Here is a 15,872-nt window from a genome sequence, read left to right as displayed (position 1 = left end):
CCCGCCACGCTGGGTAACCAGCGTGGCGACTGCATAGGGTTGTCGACCATGGGGGCTTCGTCGATATGGTTCGGCACCATGTAGAACAAAAACACCAGTGCCGCAACCAGCCAGAACACGCCCAGCCATGTGTTGAGATTGGCCCAGCGCGGGCGGCCTGCCGCGGCGTCTGTGGTCATGGCGCGCCTCCGATCAGTTCAGCTCGGCCTGGCCTGCGACGCGCTGCCAGCGTTGAACGTCTTCAGCAACGTAGTCGCGGAAGCTATCGCCTTCCTCGGTCGCGGGCTCTCCGCCGATCTGTGCGGCGAAATCCTTGAAGCCCTGATCGTCCATGACCTTGTCCAGCGCGGTCTGCAGCGTCTCGACGGCCTGGTCGGACATCTGATCGTCGGCGATCAGTCCGAACCAGGCGGTGGTGACGAAATCACCCAGGCCCAGGTCCGCGCCGACCTTCGACAGCGGCTCGACATTGGGCAGATAGGGCGAGGCCTCTTTCGAGGTCACGGCCAGCGCCTTGAGCTTGCCGGACTGGATGTGGGAGAGCACGGTCGGCATGTTTTCAAAGGAGACATCGACGTCGCCGCTGAGCAACGCCGGCAGCGCTTCGCCACTACCGCGGAAGGGCACGTGGGTCATCTTGATGCCGGTCATGGTCTTGAACAGCTCGCCGGACATGTGGATCGAGCTGCCGATGCCGGCAGAGCTGAAGGTCATCTCCTTGGTCTTTGCCGCGTCGATGAACTCTTCTACCGAGTTGTACGGACTGTCGGCCGGTACCACCATGACGTTGGGAATTTCGATGATGTTGCGGATGAATTTGAAGTCTTTTACCGGCTCGTAGGGCAGCTTCTTGTAGATCACCGGGCCGATGGTATGCCCCGGAGACGCCATCAGGATGGTGTGATCCGCGCCGCGTCCACCGCGGGCCAGTTGTCCGGTGGCCATGGTCGAGCCGGCGCCCGGCCGATTCTCGACGACCACCGTGCCGATCTGTTGCTGCAAGAGATCGGCGACTTTGCGCGACAGCACATCCGTCGTACCGCCCGGCGCATAGGGCACCACCAGGCGAACGGTGTCGGTCGGCCAATCGGCAGCCTGGGTCAGCGAGGCAAGGGGGAGCGTGGCAGCTAGCAGGAGCAGGCTGAAGGTGCGCTTCATAGTCAGGGGCATGGCGATGTTCTCATTCTTGTAATTGTTGAGGCGATGCAGCCGGTCGGCATCCAGACGACCCCGACACCTTAAAGGATCGAACGCGGGCTAACCCATGCCGAACGAAAAACCGGTTCGGTAATCGCACAGATGTTTGCGGCCCATCTGTTGTGGTTTCGACCCGCTTGCGCCAGTTTCGATTCCATCGTCCATTCATTTAATAAAAAGGAGGTGCCGATGAGCGTTCTGCAAGGCATCAAGGTGCTGGATTTGACGCGCATTCTCGCCGGGCCCTGGTCGACCATGGCGCTGGCCGATCTCGGCGCCGAGGTGTGGAAAATCGAAAGCCTGGAAGGTGATGACACCCGAAGCTGGATGCCGCCCGCCAAAGCAGGGATTTCCACCTACTACCTCAGTGCCAACCGCACCAAGCAGAGCTTGGTGGTGGATATGCGCAAGCCCGAGGGCCGTCAGCTGATCCTCGATCTGGCTGCGCAGGCCGATGTGGTGGTCGAGAACTTTCTGCCGGCGAGCCTCAAGCGCCTCGGGCTGGATTACGAAACACTGGCGGCGGTCAATCCACGGCTGATCCATTGCTCGATCACCGGCTACGGCCGCGGCAACCCGATGGAGAACCGTCCCGGCTACGACTTCATCATTCAAGCCGAGAGTGGCTTCATGTCGATCACGGGCGAGAAAGAGGGCGAGCCGATGCGCCTGGGCGTGGCTTTTATCGATCTGGTCACTGGTATGAACGCGGTTCAAGGCATCCTCGCGGCGCTGTATGAGCGCGAGAAATCCGGGCTCGGCCAGTCGGTGGACATTGCCCTGTCCGACAGTGCGCTGCATTTCCTGGCCAATGTCGCCTCCGGCTACCTCAATACCGGCAAGGTGCCGCAGCGCTACGGCAACGCCCACGCCAGCATCGTGCCCTACCAGCTGTTCAACACCGCGGACGGCAGCATTGCCCTGGCCGTGGGCAACGACGAGCAGTATCGGCGCCTGTGCCTGGAGGTGCTCAAGCGTCCTGAGCTCCACAGTGATCCGCGCTTCACCCAAAACAAGGGCCGCACCGAGCATCGCGAGCTGCTGATTCCGCTGTTGCAGCAGGCGTTTGCGCAGTGGTCCAGCGAGGCGTTGATCGAAGCCCTGCGCGCGCAGGCGATTCCGGTCGGCGAAGTCAAGGATGTGGCGCAGGCGCTTGAATCGGAAACGGCACGCTACCGTGGCCTGGTGCTCAGCACCGAGCATCCGGTGGCGGGTGAGGTGCGCATGGTGCGCAGCCCGCTGCGTTTCTCGCGGACGCCGACGGTCGAAGCGAAGGCGCCGCCGTTGCACGGTCAGCACACCGATAGCGTGCTCACCCGTGTGCTCGGCAAAAGCGAAGCTGAACTGGCCGAACTGCACAAGGCTGGCGTGATCGGCTGATTTGCACACCCGGCACCGATCCCTCGCATAACAATTCGGAGGTATAAATGCCCGGCCATCCTGACCGGGCGAAGGCTGCTGGGCGTTACTGTTCGCGTACTTTTACGGCGATATCCGGCTGGTCGACGAACAGCCCGTCGATGCCGGCGTCGAGGAAGGCCTGGATGTCGGCCTCGACATTGCCGCGCTCGGCTGGTGAGTCGCCTTTGCGCAGGTTGGTCGGCAAAAATACGTTCTCGGCGCGGAAGGTATAGGGATGCACCTTCAGACCCGCCGCATGGGCGTTCGGCACGAAGTCGGTGGGCTGGCCGAGATTGCCGTTGGCGTCACGCGGGATGATGTAGCTCTTCTCCGGGCCGACGCCCGCCGCGTAACGGGAGATCGCCTTGAGTCCTTCGGCCGTTGCCATCTGCGCGTAGGTCAGGTCGCTGCCGCGTGCCTGCTGGTCGTAGGGCTGACCGCCGCCAAACAGCTGGACCAGACGCAGCTGCGTCAGACCGCTGAGGGTCTTCAGGTTCTCCACTTCGAACGACTGAATGTAGACCGGCGCGTTACGGCCCGCGTAGCCGTTACGATGGAGAATGCTGACCAGCGGCTTTTCCATAGCCAGGCCGAGCTGCTGGAAGTGCGTCGGATGCTTGGTTTCAGGATACAGGCCGATGCGGCGGCGCTCGCTCAGTTGCATGGTTTTCACCAGATCGATGATTTCCTGCAACGTCGGGATTTCCAGGCTGCCGTCGAGTCGAGCATTGCCCGGGCGAACCGTGGGGATGCGTTCGATGGCGCGCAGCGTCTTCAGCTCGGCCAGGGTGAAGTCTTCACTGAACCAGCCGGTGAGCTTCACGCCGTCGACCATCTGGGTGCGCTTGCGGTCGGCAAACTCGGGTCGCTGCGACACGTCGGTGGTCAGCCCCAGCTCGTTGTCGTGACGGGCCACCAGTTGGCCGTCGCGGGTCATGACCAGATCGGGTTCGACGTAGTCGGCACCCTGCAGGATTGCCAGCGCGTAGGAAGCGAGCGTGTGCTCCGGCACATAGCCGCTGGCGCCGCGGTGGGCGATGACCAGCGGGTGGGGTTCGTCGCGACCGTTCTTGGCAGCAACCGAAGCATCGGGTGTGGCAGCAAACGCGGCGATCGGCAGCAGCAGGCTGCAGGCGGCGAACAGATGGCGCAGGGTTGTGCGGCTGTGGCGGGCCATTGCGGGCGTCTCCATGGAAGGGGAGCGGTCAGCCTGAAGCCTGACGATGACGACAGCTTGACGCTTCGGTAAACCGGATATGACCGTTCGATGATGCTGACGTGTATTTTGGCGGCGCTGACTGCCTGGCGGGCGCTCTGCTATCCTCGCCGCCATGAATCAGACCTCTCTTCCCCTCGCAATGATCGCGGCCCTCGCGGATAACCGCGTCATTGGGCTGGACAACACCATGCCCTGGCATCTGCCCGCCGATCTCAAGCACTTCAAGGCCATGACCCTCGGCAAGCCGATCATCATGGGTCGCAAGACCTGGGATTCGCTTGGCCGCCCGCTGCCGGGGCGGCTCAATCTGGTGGTCAGTCGCCAACCTGATCTGCAACTCGAAGGCGCCGAGACCTTCACCACGCTGGACGCTGCGCTGGTTCGCGCCGAGCAGTGGGCGCGCGAGCAGGGCGTCGAGGAGCTGATGTTGATTGGCGGCGCGCAGCTCTATACCCAGGCCTTGGGTCAGGCGCAGCGGCTCTATCTCACCCGCATCGAAGCCAATCCCGCGGGTGATGCCTTCTTCCCGGTCTATGACGAAGCCGAATGGGAGCGCGTCGACAACCAGCCACATCCTGCCGAAGGTGCAGCGCCGGCTTACCGCTTCGAGACCTGGCAGCGGCGCTGAGCCGAAAAACCCTGGGCTTTCCTTGACCGACGCCAAGTTTTCGCCTGGCGTCAGCTTCTATGCTGTCCCTCCGCTTTCACGAGACACCTTTCATGCAGAACGACAAGCCGAGCGCAGCGCAACGTGACCAAGCGCACGCGAACGCCAGGCCGCGTGAGGCTGAACGCGCAAATGGGGGCCAGGCGGAAACCATTGCGGCGTTACTCGTCCGCCACCCGCTTTGGGAGGATGCGCTTGCGCTGCTTCTGGGCACCGCGATGGTGGCGTTGGGCATCGCCTTTTACAGCCACGCCGGACTGCTTACGGGCGGCACGGTCGGCCTGGCCTTCCTGCTGAAGTATTTCGCCGGTTGGCCCTTCGGGTTGGTGTTCTTCCTTCTCAATATTCCGTTCTACCTGCTGGCCATCTGGCGCATGGGCTGGAGCTTCACGCTGCGCACCATCGTCGCGGTGGGGTTGGTGTCGCTGCTGGCCGAGCTGACGCCGCACTGGGTGCGTTTTGCCGACCTGAACCTCTACTACGCGGCACTGTTCGGTGGCGTTGCCATGGGCATCGGCTTGCTGATGTTGTTCCGCCATCGCGCCAGCCTCGGTGGGGTGAATATCCTTGCGCTATTCCTTCAGGAGCGCATCGGTCTACGCGCTGGCACCTTTCAGATGGGCATCGACGCGCTGATCGTTCTGATGGCGGTGTTCATCGTGCCGCCGGAAAAGGTTGCACTGTCGGTGCTTGGCGCCGTGGCGCTAAATCTGGTACTGGCGATCAATCACCGCACCGACCGCTACATGGGCGTCAGCTGAGCGCTTAACCCAGCGTCACCAGCTGCGCGCGCGGTTGGCCGTCCTCGATATCCAGCAGCGCCAGGCTGATGGGTAGCTTGAAGCGGCGGCGGCCTGCGCTGCCTGGATTGAGGTAGAGCACGCCGTTGACCTGCTCGATCTTGGGCTGGTGCGAATGCCCGGCAATCACTACGTCGACCTGCTCCGTAATCGGGTCGATGCCCATCGTCTTGACGTCATGGGTGACGTGAACACGTAGCCCACCAATTTCCAGGTCAAGGTGCTCCGGAACCGCCGTGGCCCAATCACCGCTGTCGACGTTGCCTCGGATCACGTCGAGCGGCGCCAGCTCGCGCAACCTGTCCAGTACGTCGGGTTTGCCAATGTCGCCCGCATGGATGATGCGCTCGCAGCCTTCCAGGGCAGCCAGGGCTTCAGGGCGCAGCAGGCCGTGAGTATCTGAAATGACGCCGATGCGCATAGTGGCTCCGTTTCAAGAAGGTCTGAGTATTGGGCAAGCGAGGCTTGGTTGTGGTTCGATCTTGCGGCAGTCTGGCGCTCGCTTAATCGAAGGGGGACGGGAATGGAACAGGTCGATTGTGTCGTGATCGGTGCCGGCGTGGTAGGGCTCGCGGTAGCCCGCGCCTTGGCGCAAGCCGGACGTGAGGTGTTGGTACTCGAAGCCGAGGCCGCCATCGGCACGGGTACCAGCTCGCGCAATAGCGAAGTCATTCATGCCGGCATCTACTATCCGCAAGGTTCGCTGAAGGCGCGGCTGTGCGTAGCGGGGCGGGATGCCCTCTATGCGTTCTGCGACAGCCACGGCGTTCCTTACCGGCGCTGCGGCAAGCTGATCGTCGCCACCGATGATTCGCAGCTGGTGGGGCTCGACGCGTTACAGGCACACGCTCTGGCCAACGGTGTAGACGATCTGCAGCGGCTCGATGGCACCGAGGTGAAGGCATTGGAGCCGCAGCTCAATGCCGTGGCCGGCCTGCTGTCGCCCAGCACCGGGATCGTCGACAGCCATGCCTTGATGCTGGCGCTGCAAGGCGACGCCGAGGCGTCCGGCGCGCTACTGGCTTTGCTGGCGCCAGTGGAGGCGGTCGAGGTGATGGATCATGGTTTGAAACTGGAAGTCGGCGGGGCTGAGCCAATGACCTTGCTCGCCAGGACGCTGATCAGTTGCGCAGGCCACGCTGCTCCTGCGATTGCGGCGCGCACCAAAGGGTTGCCTGCGGAAATGGTGCCGCGGCGCTATTTCGCCAAGGGCAGCTATTTCAGCCTGGCCACTGCCACGCCATTCCAACATCTGGTCTACCCGCTTCCCGAGCCGGGCGGGTTGGGCGTGCACCTGACGCTGGACCTCGGCGGGCAGGCGCGTTTCGGCCCTGATGTCGAGTGGGTCGACAGCCTCGATTACACAATGGATGAAAGCCGCGCTGAGCGCTTCTACGCCGCGATAAGGCGTTACTGGCCGCAATTGCCCGACGACGCGCTGCAGCCGGCCTACACGGGCATTCGCCCGAAAATCAGCGGGCCTGGCGAGCCTGCCGCGGACTTTCGCATCGACGGACCGGGCCAGCATGGAATCGCCGGACTGGTGAACCTGTTCGGCATCGAATCACCAGGGCTGACTGCCGCCCTGGCGATTGCCGAGGACGTCTGCCAGCGCCTCGCCGACGACCCGCGTGCCGGTTGATCAGGCCGGGTCCTGCTCAGCGCTGGCCGGCAGCTCGGGCAGGAACCAGTTCATCACCAGGGCACAGATGCCGCCGGTCGCCACGCCGGATTCCAGCACGTTGCGCAGCGCGACCGGCAGGTTTGCCAAAAACTCCGGCACCTGGGAAAAGCCCAGGCCCAGCGCCAGCGAGACCGAGATGATCAGCAGCGCCCGGCGATCAAGCTTGATACCCGCGAGGATGTTGATGCCGGCTGCTGCTACTGCACCGAACATCACCAGGGCGGCACCGCCGAGCACCGGCTCGGGCACCGCCTGCAGCACGCCAGCGACTGGCGGGAACAGTCCGAGAATCACCAGCATCACCGCGATCCACATGCCAACGTAGCGGCTGGCAATGCCGGTGAGCTGGATGATGCCGTTGTTCTGCGCGAATACCGAGCTCGGGAAGGTGTTGAAAAAGCCCGCCAGCAGAGAGTTAGCGCCGTTGACCAGTACGCCGCCCTTGATGCGCTGCATCCATAGCGGGCCTTCCACTGGCTGACGAGAAAGCTTGCTGGTGGCAGTGATGTCGCCGATGGCTTCAAGTGATGTGACCAAGTAGATCACCACCATCGGGATGAACAGGCTCCAGGAAAAGCCGAGGCCGAAGTGCAACGGCATCGGCACCTCGAACAGCTCGGCTTCGCGCATGCCGGTGAAGTCCAGACGACCCAGGTAGGCGGCCAATGCGTAGCCGATGGCCAGCGCGATGATGATCGCGCAGCTGCGCAGCCACACCACCGGCAACCGGTTGAGTACGATGATCGCGGCCAGTACGACACCAGACAGCAGCAGGTTTTCGCGGCTGGCGAAGGTGCCGTCGCCCATGGCTGCGAAGCCGCCACCCATGCTGATCAGACCGACCTTGATCAGCGTCAGGCCGATCATCAGCACGACGATGCCGGTCACCAGCGGCGTGATCAGCCGCTTGATGAACGGCAGTACGCGCGAGACACCCATTTCGATGAAAGACCCGGCGATGACGACCCCGAAGATCGCCGCCATTACCGTCTCCACCGGCGTGCCCTGCTTGACCATCAGCACGCCACCGGCAATCAGCGGGCCGACGAAGTTGAAGCTGGTGCCCTGCACGATCAGCAGCCCGGCACCCAGCGGGCCGAAGCGCTTGCACTGGACGAAGGTGGCGATGCCGGAAATCACCAGCGACATGGAAACGATGATATTGGTGTCGCGCGGCGACACGCCGATGGCCTGACAGATCAGCAACCCCGGCGTCACGATCGGCACGATGATCGCCAGCAGATGCTGCAGGGCGGCGAGAAAGGCGATCCAGGGACGGGGCCGGTCATCGAGTCCGTAGACCAGATCGTTACGAAGCTCATCGGGGGAAGACTTCAGCGCGCTCATGGCATGCTCCTGGAAAAAGAGCGCGATTCTACGTGGTCGCGGTCCCGTCCGGACAGAGCCAAGGCCGCTCCCACAGATCATGTATTCCCCGAACCGTGGGAGCGGTCTCGACCGCGAATGGCAACGACAGGCGGATGCCGATCAGCCGTCCAGCATCGCCTTGTTGCGCACCGCGCCCTTGTCGGCGCTGGTGGCAAGAAGGGCGTAGGCCTTCAGCGCGGTCGAGACCTTGCGGGCACGTGGCTGGGCCGGCTTCCAGCCTTTCTTGTCCTGCTCGTGGCGACGATGGGACAGCTCTTCGTCACTGACCAGCAGCTCGATGGTGCGGTTGTGGATGTCGATGTGGATCTTGTCGCCTTGCTGAACCAGGCCGATGGCACCGCCCGCGGCGGCTTCCGGCGAGGCGTGGCCGATGGATAGGCCTGAAGTACCGCCGGAGAAGCGGCCGTCAGTGAGCAGGGCGCATTCCTTGCCCAGCCCCTTGGACTTTAGATACGAGGTCGGGTAGAGCATCTCCTGCATGCCCGGGCCGCCCTTCGGACCTTCGTAGCGGATGATGACGATGTCCCCGGCTTTCACTTCGTCATTGAGGATGCCCTTCACGGCGCTGTCCTGACTTTCGAAGATCTTCGCGGTGCCCTCGAACACCAGGATGGACTCGTCCACGCCGGCGGTCTTCACCACGCAGCCGTCGAGCGCGATGTTGCCGTAGAGCACGGCCAGACCACCTTCCTGCGAATAGGCGTGCTCGACGCTGCGGATGCAGCCTTCGGCGCGGTCCAGATCAAGGGTGTCCCAACGGGTCGACTGGCTGAATGCCGTCTGCGTCGGGATACCGGCCGGGCCGGCCTTGAAGAAGGTGTGTACCGCCTCGTCCTGAGTCTGGGTGATGTCCCACTGGGCGATGGCGTCGGCCATGGTCTTGCTGTGCACGGTCGGCACGTCGGTGTGCAGCAAGCCGCCGCGGGCCAGTTCGCCGAGGATCGAGAAGATGCCGCCTGCCCGGTGTACGTCTTCCATGTGGTACTTCTGGATATTCGGCGCGACCTTGCACAGTTGCGGCACCTTGCGCGACAGCGCGTCGATATCGCGCAGGTCGAAGTCGATCTCGGCTTCCTGGGCGGCAGCCAGCAGATGCAGGATGGTGTTGGTCGAGCCACCCATGGCGATGTCCAGGGTCATGGCGTTCTCGAACGCCTTGCGGCTGGCGATGTTGCGCGGCAACACTGACTCGTCGCCTTCGCCGTAATAACGCTGGCACAGCTCGACGACAGTACGGCCGGCGCGCAGGAACAGCTGCTCGCGGTCGCTGTGGGTCGCTAGGGTCGAGCCGTTGCCGGGCAACGCGAGGCCCAGGGCTTCGGCCAGGCAGTTCATCGAGTTGGCGGTGAACATGCCGGAGCAGCTGCCGCAGGTCGGGCAGGCGCTGCGCTCATATTCGGCAACCTGCTCGTCGGAAGCGGTTTCGTCCGCGGCGATGACCATGGCGTCGACCAGGTCCAGGCCGTGGCTGGCGAGCTTGGTCTTGCCGGCTTCCATCGGGCCACCGGAGACGAACACCACCGGGACGTTCAGGCGCAGCGCCGCCATCAGCATGCCGGGGGTGATCTTGTCGCAGTTCGAAATGCAGACGATGGCATCGGCGCAATGCGCGTTGACCATGTACTCCACCGAGTCGGCAATGATCTCGCGCGAGGGTAGCGAATAGAGCATGCCGTCGTGGCCCATGGCGATGCCGTCGTCGACCGCGATGGTGTTGAATTCCTTGGCCACGCCGCCGTGCTTTTCAATTTCGCGAGCGACCAGCTGGCCCATGTCCTTCAGATGCACATGGCCAGGGACGAACTGGGTGAAGGAGTTGGCAACGGCGATGATCGGCTTCTTGAAGTCTTCGTCCTTCATGCCGGTGGCGCGCCACAGCGCACGGGCACCAGCCATGTTGCGGCCGTGCGTGGAGGTTTTCGAGCGGTAATCGGGCATGACGGTTCCTGCGGCTAATCAGCGATTCGAATAGTGCTTATGGTGAGCGTCACCAGTGCCGCGTGCAACGGTAGGTGACCGTGCGTGCGGTGGGGCCGGATCGAGGCGGGGTATCGCTCGGGCGGCCTGGGCTCATGGCCCGCCTGGGGGTGATGGCGAGGAATGGGGCCGATTCTACGCCCGTTCCCTCTGGCGAGCCAAACGGCACGATTACCGGCGCTCATCCTACGTTGAGTCAGGCGTATCAACACCAGAGCTAATGATGGGTTATTCAGCCGGGACGTAGTGCGGCCGTTCGTCCGCTGCAAGAGTGCTTCCAGTGGCGCGGTGGTTTGAGCTGGCTAGGGTTGCTTCGGGCCGACTGGCCGACTGGCCGCTGTGGCCGAGTCGGTACGTCCGGTCACTCCCAGGGCGGCGGCGGTTCGATCATGGCCGGGCAGGACGAGCGCGTGAGCGTGACCGCGCCGATCCAGCCCTACACCATAGGCCTCGGCCACGATTCGGCCTCCCAGGGAAATCAGCAGGGTCCGATGTTTCTGATGTCAGGCGGCGGTGACACCATCGCATTTCCCTACCTCAACGCTCAGCCGGTCTACACGCGAGCCAACGTACCGGTGTTCTGGGGTGAACGGCGTTATGTCAGCCACTTCGAGCCGGTCGGCGATGGTGGGGCCTATCGCGGACCCTCGACCGCCTGGTTCCGCTATCACCTGATGGAAGACGAAACGGCCCGCAGCACTTTCTATGGTCGCTTCTGCGGGTTGTGCACCAGTGTTTTGTGGACCGAGGAGCGAAAAGATATCGAATAAAGCCTCCGACGAGGCCCTCGCACAGGTTCCTGGTGCGAGGGCTCCGTTTGCCTGGCGGCGGGATCAGCTGTTGGGCAGGATCCGGCAGGTGATGCTCTTGATGTAACGGGTTTCAGGGATCGCTGGATGAACCGGATGGTCCGGCCCCTGACTGCCGCGTTCGAGCAGTTGGATATTGCGGTCCAGATGCCGCGCGCTGCCGAGCAGGATGTTCTGCAGGTTGTCTTCTTCCAGGTGCATGGAGCAGCTGGCGCTGACCAGGATGCCGTCCTTGTTCAGCAGACGCATGGCGGCTTCGTTCAGGCGGCGGTAGGCGGCTTCGCCGTTCTTGATGTCCTTCTTGCGCTTGATGAACGCGGGCGGGTCGGTGATGACCACATCGAAGCGCTCTTCGGCGTTCTTCAGCTCTTTCATCGCTTCGAAGGCATCGCCCTCGACACAGGTCATCTTCTCCGCCACGCCATTGAGCGCAGCGTTGCGCTCGACGCCATCGAGGGCGAATGCCGAGGCGTCCACGCAGAACACTTCGCTGGCGCCGAAGGCCGCGGCCTGCACGCCCCAACCACCGATGTAGCTGAACAGATCGAGCACGCGCTTGCCTTTGACGTAAGGCGCCAGGCGCGCGCGGTTCATGCGGTGGTCGTAGAACCAGCCGGTTTTCTGGCCTTGCAGCACTGGGGCCTCGAATTTAACGCCGTTCTCTTCCAGCGCGACCCATTCCGGCACCACGCCAAAGGCGGTGTCGACGTAGCGCTCAAGGCCTTCGGCGTCGCGGGCGCTGGAATCGTTTTTCCACAGCACGCCGCGCGGCTTGAGCACCTGCACCAGCGCTTCGAGTACGGCGTCCTTGTTGCGCTCCATGGTGGCGGAAGCCAGCTGCACCACCAGATGATCATGGAAGCGGTCCACCACCAGCCCCGGCAAAAGGTCCGAGTCGCCGTATATCAGGCGATAGCAGGGCTGATCGAACAGGCGATCACGCAGCGACAGGGCGACCTGGATGCGATGCACCAGCAGCGACTTGTCCAGGCTGTGCTTGAGGTCGCGGGACAGCAGGCGGGCGCAGATCAGGTTGTTCGGCGAGACGCCGACAATGCCCAGCGGCTTGCCCCCAGCCGCTTCGAGAATGGCCTGATCACCGGCAGCAAAACTGCTCAGCGGGGTGGCTGCGGTATCCACTTCGTTGCTGTAGACCCACAGATGGCCGGCGCGCAGGCGGCGGTCGGCATTGGCTTTGAGGCGCAGGCTGGGCAGGCTCATCGGGAGGCTCCGGGAAAAGGGCGCGATTATAGGCGAGCGGGCTGATAAAAGCGCTGGCAGGATGCAGGACGGGCAGCAGGTTGGCCCAACGCTGCTGCACGCGGCTGCTTCCAGCAGGTGGCTATAAAGAGGGCACCGGTCATGTCTCGGTCGACCGCATTCGCGGTGCCTCAGCGCGGCGAGGCTGGCGTCAGGCGGCGAGGGCTTTGACCAGCGCCTCGCTGAATGCCGGGATATCGTCCGGCTTGCGGCTGCTGATCAGATGGCCGTCGACCACGACCTGCTCGTCGACCCACTGGGCGCCGGCGTTTTTGAGGTCGTCGGTCAGCGATGGCCAGCTGGTCATCTTCTTGCCATTGACCAGGCCGGCCGAGGCCAATAGCCAGGCGCCATGGCAGATCACGGCGATGGTCTTGTTCGCTCGTGCCGCGTCACGAACCAGCGCCTGAGCCATCTCGTCAGTGCGGATGGTGTCAGAATTCACCACGCCGCCTGGCAGCAGCACGGCGTCATAGTCTTCTATGCGAATGCTGTCGAACGTCTTGTCGACATGAAACTTGGTGGCCGGTGTTGTGTGGTTCCAGCCGGTGACCTCGCCGTTCGATGACGAAACGATCTCGGCGGTCGCGCCGACGTTCTCCAGTGCTTCCTTTGGGCCAGTCAGCTCGACCTGCTCGAAACCGTCGGTTACCAGAATCGCTACGCGTTTGCCTTTCAGCGAATCGGACATTTCGTTTCCTCCTCGTCGGTTTGCATGGTGGTCTACTTGAAATCCGACCATGAACTCGGCCAAAGTTCGCACTCTTTCTTATAGTGGCTTTGTGCTAGTCACGAGACGGGTCGCTCACATGTCCATCGAACTCACCGACGAGCAGATCCGCAGCGTGCTGCAGGGGATCAGCGTTCCACCGCAGCCGCAGATCATGGTTGATCTGCAGATGGAACAGGTCATGCCTGATCCCGACCTGCGCGCCATTGCCCGGCTGATCAGCCAGGATCCGGGGTTGTCGGGAGCCTTGCTGAAAACCGTGAACTCGCCGTTTTTCGGCCTTGCCAACCGCATCGCTTCGATTCAGCAGGCCGTCAATTTGCTGGGTTGCCGTTCGGTGATCAATCTGATCAACGGGCAATCGATCCGCGGCGAGCTGACCGATGCGGCCATCGTCACGCTCAATCGGTTCTGGGATTCCGCCCAGGATGTGGCTAGCACCTGTCTGGCGCTGGCCAAGCGCATCGGTCACCCGGCGCCTGATGAGGCCTATACCCTCGGTCTGTTTCACAACTGCGGCATCCCGTTGATGCTGACCCGCTTCCCCGGCTATATGGACGTACTGGAAGAGGCTTACGCCAGCGTAGGCCCGGAGACGCGCATCACCGACATCGAAAATCGGGTGCTCAATACCAACCATGCCGTCGTGGGTTATTTCGTCGCGCGCTCCTGGAAGCTGCCGCAGCACCTGTGCGAAGCCATCGCCAATCACCACAACGCCATAGCCCTGTTCAGCGACGAGTGGAGCGATCCGCAGATCAAGACGCTATTGGCAATCCTGAAGATGGCTGAGCACATTTGCGCCTGCCATCGGGTGCTCGGTGAGCAGCCGGAGGACTACGAATGGGAGGCGGTTGCGCAGCTGGTGCTCGAGTATGTTGGTCTCTCGGGATACGATTTCGAATGTCAGCGCGACATCATCCGTGAGCTGGGCGTCGGCTGACCCGGCGGCGCGTTAGCTGCTAAGGTCGCCATCCGGTCCACTCTGCATATTTTCTCTGATGCCCGAACTCCCAGAAGTTGAAACCACCCGCCGCGGTATCGTGCCGCACCTGGTCGGCCAACGCGTCAGTCAGGTCATCGTGCGCGAGCGACGGCTGCGCTGGCCGATCCCGGACGATCTCGATGTGCGGCTGTCCGGTCAGCGGATCGAGGCGGTCGAACGACGCGCCAAGTACCTGCTGATCAAGGCGGAAGTCGGCACCCTGATCGCACACCTCGGCATGTCCGGCAGCTTGCGGTTGGTTCCGGCGGATCTGCCGGTTGGCAAGCACGAGCATGTCGATATCGTGCTGGAATCCGGCATGGCGCTGCGCTACACCGACCCGCGTCGCTTCGGCGCGCTGCTTTGGAGCGACGAGCCGCTGAGTCATGTTCTGCTCGCCAGCCTCGGCCCGGAGCCGCTCAGCGATGACTTCGATGGCGATCGTCTGTTTCAGCTGTCGCGCGGACGCAGCATGGCGATCAAGCCGTTCATCATGGACAACGCGGTGGTGGTCGGTGTCGGCAATATCTACGCGAGCGAGGCGCTGTTCGCCGCTGGGATCGATCCGCGGCGTGCCGCCGGCGCAGTGTCACGGGCGCGCTATATGAAGCTGGCCGTGGAGATCAAGCGCATCCTCGCCTACGCCATCGAACGCGGCGGCACCACGCTGCGCGATTTCGTCGGCGGCGACGGCAAGCCCGGGTATTTCCAGCAAGAACTGTTCGTTTACGGTCGGGGCGGGGCGTTTTGCAAGACCTGCGGCTCGACCCTGCGCGAAATTCGCCTCGGTCAGCGCACCAGTGTCTATTGTGGGCGCTGTCAGCGATGATACCGCCTGAGTGCGCAGGCGTTGACGTTGTTCACGATCACTAAGCAACGGCCGCTGCTATAGTGGCCGACACTACAATCATCTGCCTCGTATCGCCCAGCTGAAGGACCACACCATGAATCTGTTTCGCTCCACTGCTGTTGTCTTGGCCCTGACCACAGGTCTGCTGACGATGCCCGTGCAGGCGCAATCGGCACAGCAGAACGCCAGTGGCGATCCGATGTACACCGTCGAAGCCCCGAAAGCCTTTTCCATCGTTGGCGATCTGCTGATCGCCCGTCCGCTGCTGATCGCCGCCACCGCCATTGGTGCAGGTCTGTTCGTGGTCAGCTTGCCATTTACCGCAATGGGCGGCGGCATCAAGGAAACCGGTCGTGCACTGGTTGTCGAGCCGGGCGCCGCCGCTTTCGCCCGCTGCCTTGGCTGCACCCGCGTCGGTTACAACCGTCAGGACTGATCTCGGGTTCGGCAGGACGGAACCGCAACAACGTTATCCACGGCTCCGCCGCTTCAGTGCGCGCGGAGCCGCGTTGTTTCTGGCGTTCGATTTTTCGAAGGACCTGCAGGCAGGTGCAACCTGTGATCCAAGCGCCAGCCTGTAAGGGACTCTTTAGGATGCGAAGCGAGAGGGGAAGCCGACCCCACCGCTCGGGTGAGGTCGCAGGACGAATCAGGCCTTGCCTGTGATGATCATGTACTTCTGCATCAGCTCATCCTTGCTCTCGACGTTGCTCGCGTCGAGCGGTATGCAGTCCACCGGGCAGACTTGCTGGCACTGCGGCTCGTCGTAATGACCGACGCACTCGGTGCAGAGATTGGGATCGATGACGTAGATTTCCTCACCCTGGGAAATCGCGCTGTTCGGGCACTCGGGCTCGCACACGTCGCAGTTGATGCAGTCATCGGTGATTATCAGGGACATCCA

General features: G+C 63.0%; 15 protein-coding genes and 1 pseudogene. 8 read left to right on the top strand and 8 right to left on the bottom strand.

Annotated elements, in window-relative coordinates; all coding sequences use genetic code 11:
* Nucleotides 1-192 precede the first annotated feature (192 nt).
* Complete coding sequence (locus tag PSTU_RS0115155) at nt 193-1,170, bottom strand: Bug family tripartite tricarboxylate transporter substrate binding protein (RefSeq protein WP_019341875.1); 978 nt, start codon at nt 1,168-1,170, stop codon at nt 193-195.
* A gap of 216 nt (nt 1,171-1,386) precedes the next feature.
* On the opposite strand from PSTU_RS0115155, the gene PSTU_RS0115150 reads away from it, so the two are divergent.
* Nucleotides 1,387-2,577: a CaiB/BaiF CoA transferase family protein gene (locus PSTU_RS0115150; protein WP_019341874.1), complete on the top strand. Its 1,191-nt coding sequence runs from the start codon at nt 1,387-1,389 to the stop codon at nt 2,575-2,577.
* Between the two features lie 85 nt (nt 2,578-2,662).
* Here the strand turns inward: PSTU_RS0115150 and PSTU_RS0115145 are convergent, their stop codons facing one another.
* Nucleotides 2,663-3,775 (bottom strand): glycerophosphodiester phosphodiesterase, encoded by a 1,113-nt coding sequence (locus tag PSTU_RS0115145; protein ID WP_019341873.1) that lies wholly within the window; start codon nt 3,773-3,775, stop codon nt 2,663-2,665.
* A gap of 154 nt (nt 3,776-3,929) precedes the next feature.
* Between PSTU_RS0115145 and PSTU_RS0115140 the strand changes: the two genes are divergently transcribed.
* Both PSTU_RS0115140 and PSTU_RS0115135 read left to right on the top strand, forming a co-directional pair.
* On the top strand, nt 3,930-4,445 hold the full coding sequence (locus PSTU_RS0115140) for a dihydrofolate reductase (RefSeq protein ID WP_019341872.1): 516 nt from the start codon (nt 3,930-3,932) through the stop codon (nt 4,443-4,445).
* Nucleotides 4,446-4,537: 92 nt separating this feature from the next.
* On the top strand, nt 4,538-5,245 hold the full coding sequence (locus tag PSTU_RS0115135) for a YitT family protein (protein WP_019341871.1): 708 nt from the start codon (nt 4,538-4,540) through the stop codon (nt 5,243-5,245).
* 4 nt (nt 5,246-5,249) lie between these two features.
* Here PSTU_RS0115135 and PSTU_RS0115130 read toward each other — a convergent pair whose 3' ends face one another.
* Nucleotides 5,250-5,705 carry a metallophosphoesterase family protein gene (locus tag PSTU_RS0115130; protein WP_019341870.1) on the bottom strand — a complete coding sequence of 152 codons (456 nt, stop codon included), beginning with the start codon at nt 5,703-5,705 and terminating at the stop codon, nt 5,250-5,252.
* Between the two features lie 102 nt (nt 5,706-5,807).
* On the opposite strand from PSTU_RS0115130, the gene PSTU_RS0115125 reads away from it, so the two are divergent.
* Nucleotides 5,808-6,926, top strand: a complete 1,119-nt coding sequence (locus PSTU_RS0115125) for an NAD(P)/FAD-dependent oxidoreductase (RefSeq protein WP_019341869.1) — start codon at nt 5,808-5,810, stop codon at nt 6,924-6,926.
* Here PSTU_RS0115125 and PSTU_RS0115120 read toward each other — a convergent pair whose 3' ends face one another.
* Together PSTU_RS0115120 and ilvD are read right to left on the bottom strand one after the other, a co-directional pair.
* A complete protein-coding gene (locus PSTU_RS0115120; protein WP_019341868.1) occupies nt 6,927-8,315 on the bottom strand; it encodes a uracil-xanthine permease family protein in 1,389 nt (462 codons plus the stop codon). It lies immediately after the preceding gene.
* A gap of 141 nt (nt 8,316-8,456) precedes the next feature.
* Nucleotides 8,457-10,295, bottom strand: coding sequence for a dihydroxy-acid dehydratase (gene ilvD, locus PSTU_RS0115115; protein WP_019341867.1), 1,839 nt, complete (start codon nt 10,293-10,295; stop codon nt 8,457-8,459).
* A 380-nt stretch (nt 10,296-10,675) separates the two neighbouring features.
* Between ilvD and PSTU_RS20885 the strand changes: the two are divergent.
* Nucleotides 10,676-11,104: pseudogene (locus PSTU_RS20885) on the top strand (alpha/beta hydrolase); the annotation flags it as partial.
* Nucleotides 11,105-11,167: 63 nt separating this feature from the next.
* Here the strand turns inward: PSTU_RS20885 and PSTU_RS0115105 are convergent.
* Nucleotides 11,168-12,364, bottom strand: coding sequence for a class I SAM-dependent rRNA methyltransferase (locus PSTU_RS0115105; RefSeq protein WP_019341865.1), 1,197 nt, complete (start codon nt 12,362-12,364; stop codon nt 11,168-11,170).
* A 190-nt stretch (nt 12,365-12,554) separates the two neighbouring features.
* Nucleotides 12,555-13,094, bottom strand: coding sequence for a type 1 glutamine amidotransferase domain-containing protein (locus tag PSTU_RS0115100; RefSeq protein WP_019341864.1), 540 nt, complete (start codon nt 13,092-13,094; stop codon nt 12,555-12,557).
* 118 nt (nt 13,095-13,212) lie between these two features.
* Here PSTU_RS0115100 and PSTU_RS0115095 point away from each other — a divergent pair, with 118 nt between their 5' ends.
* The 3 genes from PSTU_RS0115095 to PSTU_RS0115085 all read left to right on the top strand — a co-directional run bounded on the left by PSTU_RS0115095 (nt 13,213) and on the right by PSTU_RS0115085 (nt 15,404).
* Entirely contained in the window at nt 13,213-14,076 is an 864-nt protein-coding gene (locus tag PSTU_RS0115095) for an HDOD domain-containing protein (RefSeq protein ID WP_019341863.1), read from the top strand.
* 58 nt (nt 14,077-14,134) lie between these two features.
* The gene (mutM, locus tag PSTU_RS0115090; protein ID WP_019341862.1) at nt 14,135-14,947 is read left to right on the top strand and encodes a bifunctional DNA-formamidopyrimidine glycosylase/DNA-(apurinic or apyrimidinic site) lyase; all 813 of its coding nucleotides are present in this window, start codon (nt 14,135-14,137) and stop codon (nt 14,945-14,947) included.
* 115 nt (nt 14,948-15,062) lie between these two features.
* Nucleotides 15,063-15,404, top strand: a complete 342-nt coding sequence (locus PSTU_RS0115085; RefSeq protein ID WP_019341861.1) for a hypothetical protein — start codon at nt 15,063-15,065, stop codon at nt 15,402-15,404.
* Between the two features lie 213 nt (nt 15,405-15,617).
* Here the strand turns inward: PSTU_RS0115085 and PSTU_RS0115080 are convergent, their stop codons facing one another.
* Nucleotides 15,618-15,869: a YfhL family 4Fe-4S dicluster ferredoxin gene (locus PSTU_RS0115080; RefSeq protein WP_019341860.1), complete on the bottom strand. Its 252-nt coding sequence runs from the start codon at nt 15,867-15,869 to the stop codon at nt 15,618-15,620.
* Nucleotides 15,870-15,872 lie beyond the last annotated feature (3 nt).

It is taken from the genome of Stutzerimonas stutzeri SDM-LAC (genome assembly GCF_000235745.1).
Lineage (GTDB): Bacteria > Pseudomonadota > Gammaproteobacteria > Pseudomonadales > Pseudomonadaceae > Stutzerimonas > Stutzerimonas stutzeri_H.
The sequence above is the reverse complement of the archived record's forward strand: the minus strand, read 5'-3'. Positions and strand labels throughout refer to the sequence as shown.

Excerpts from the sequence above, each read along its gene's own strand:
- PSTU_RS0115155 (WP_019341875.1), bottom strand. The coding sequence starts at position 1,170 with ATGCCCCTGACTATGAAGCGCACCTTCAGCCTGCTCCTGCTAGCTGCC.
- PSTU_RS0115150 (WP_019341874.1), top strand. The coding sequence starts at position 1,387 with ATGAGCGTTCTGCAAGGCATCAAGGTGCTGGATTTGACGCGCATTCTC.
- PSTU_RS0115145 (WP_019341873.1), bottom strand. The coding sequence starts at position 3,775 with ATGGCCCGCCACAGCCGCACAACCCTGCGCCATCTGTTCGCCGCCTGC.
- PSTU_RS0115140 (WP_019341872.1), top strand. The coding sequence starts at position 3,930 with ATGAATCAGACCTCTCTTCCCCTCGCAATGATCGCGGCCCTCGCGGAT.
- PSTU_RS0115135 (WP_019341871.1), top strand. The coding sequence starts at position 4,538 with ATGCAGAACGACAAGCCGAGCGCAGCGCAACGTGACCAAGCGCACGCG.
- PSTU_RS0115130 (WP_019341870.1), bottom strand. The coding sequence starts at position 5,705 with ATGCGCATCGGCGTCATTTCAGATACTCACGGCCTGCTGCGCCCTGAA.
- PSTU_RS0115125 (WP_019341869.1), top strand. The coding sequence starts at position 5,808 with ATGGAACAGGTCGATTGTGTCGTGATCGGTGCCGGCGTGGTAGGGCTC.
- PSTU_RS0115120 (WP_019341868.1), bottom strand. The coding sequence starts at position 8,315 with ATGAGCGCGCTGAAGTCTTCCCCCGATGAGCTTCGTAACGATCTGGTC.
- ilvD (WP_019341867.1), bottom strand. The coding sequence starts at position 10,295 with ATGCCCGATTACCGCTCGAAAACCTCCACGCACGGCCGCAACATGGCT.
- PSTU_RS0115105 (WP_019341865.1), bottom strand. The coding sequence starts at position 12,364 with ATGAGCCTGCCCAGCCTGCGCCTCAAAGCCAATGCCGACCGCCGCCTG.
- PSTU_RS0115100 (WP_019341864.1), bottom strand. The coding sequence starts at position 13,094 with ATGTCCGATTCGCTGAAAGGCAAACGCGTAGCGATTCTGGTAACCGAC.
- PSTU_RS0115095 (WP_019341863.1), top strand. The coding sequence starts at position 13,213 with ATGTCCATCGAACTCACCGACGAGCAGATCCGCAGCGTGCTGCAGGGG.
- mutM (WP_019341862.1), top strand. The coding sequence starts at position 14,135 with ATGCCCGAACTCCCAGAAGTTGAAACCACCCGCCGCGGTATCGTGCCG.
- PSTU_RS0115085 (WP_019341861.1), top strand. The coding sequence starts at position 15,063 with ATGAATCTGTTTCGCTCCACTGCTGTTGTCTTGGCCCTGACCACAGGT.
- PSTU_RS0115080 (WP_019341860.1), bottom strand. The coding sequence starts at position 15,869 with ATGTCCCTGATAATCACCGATGACTGCATCAACTGCGACGTGTGCGAG.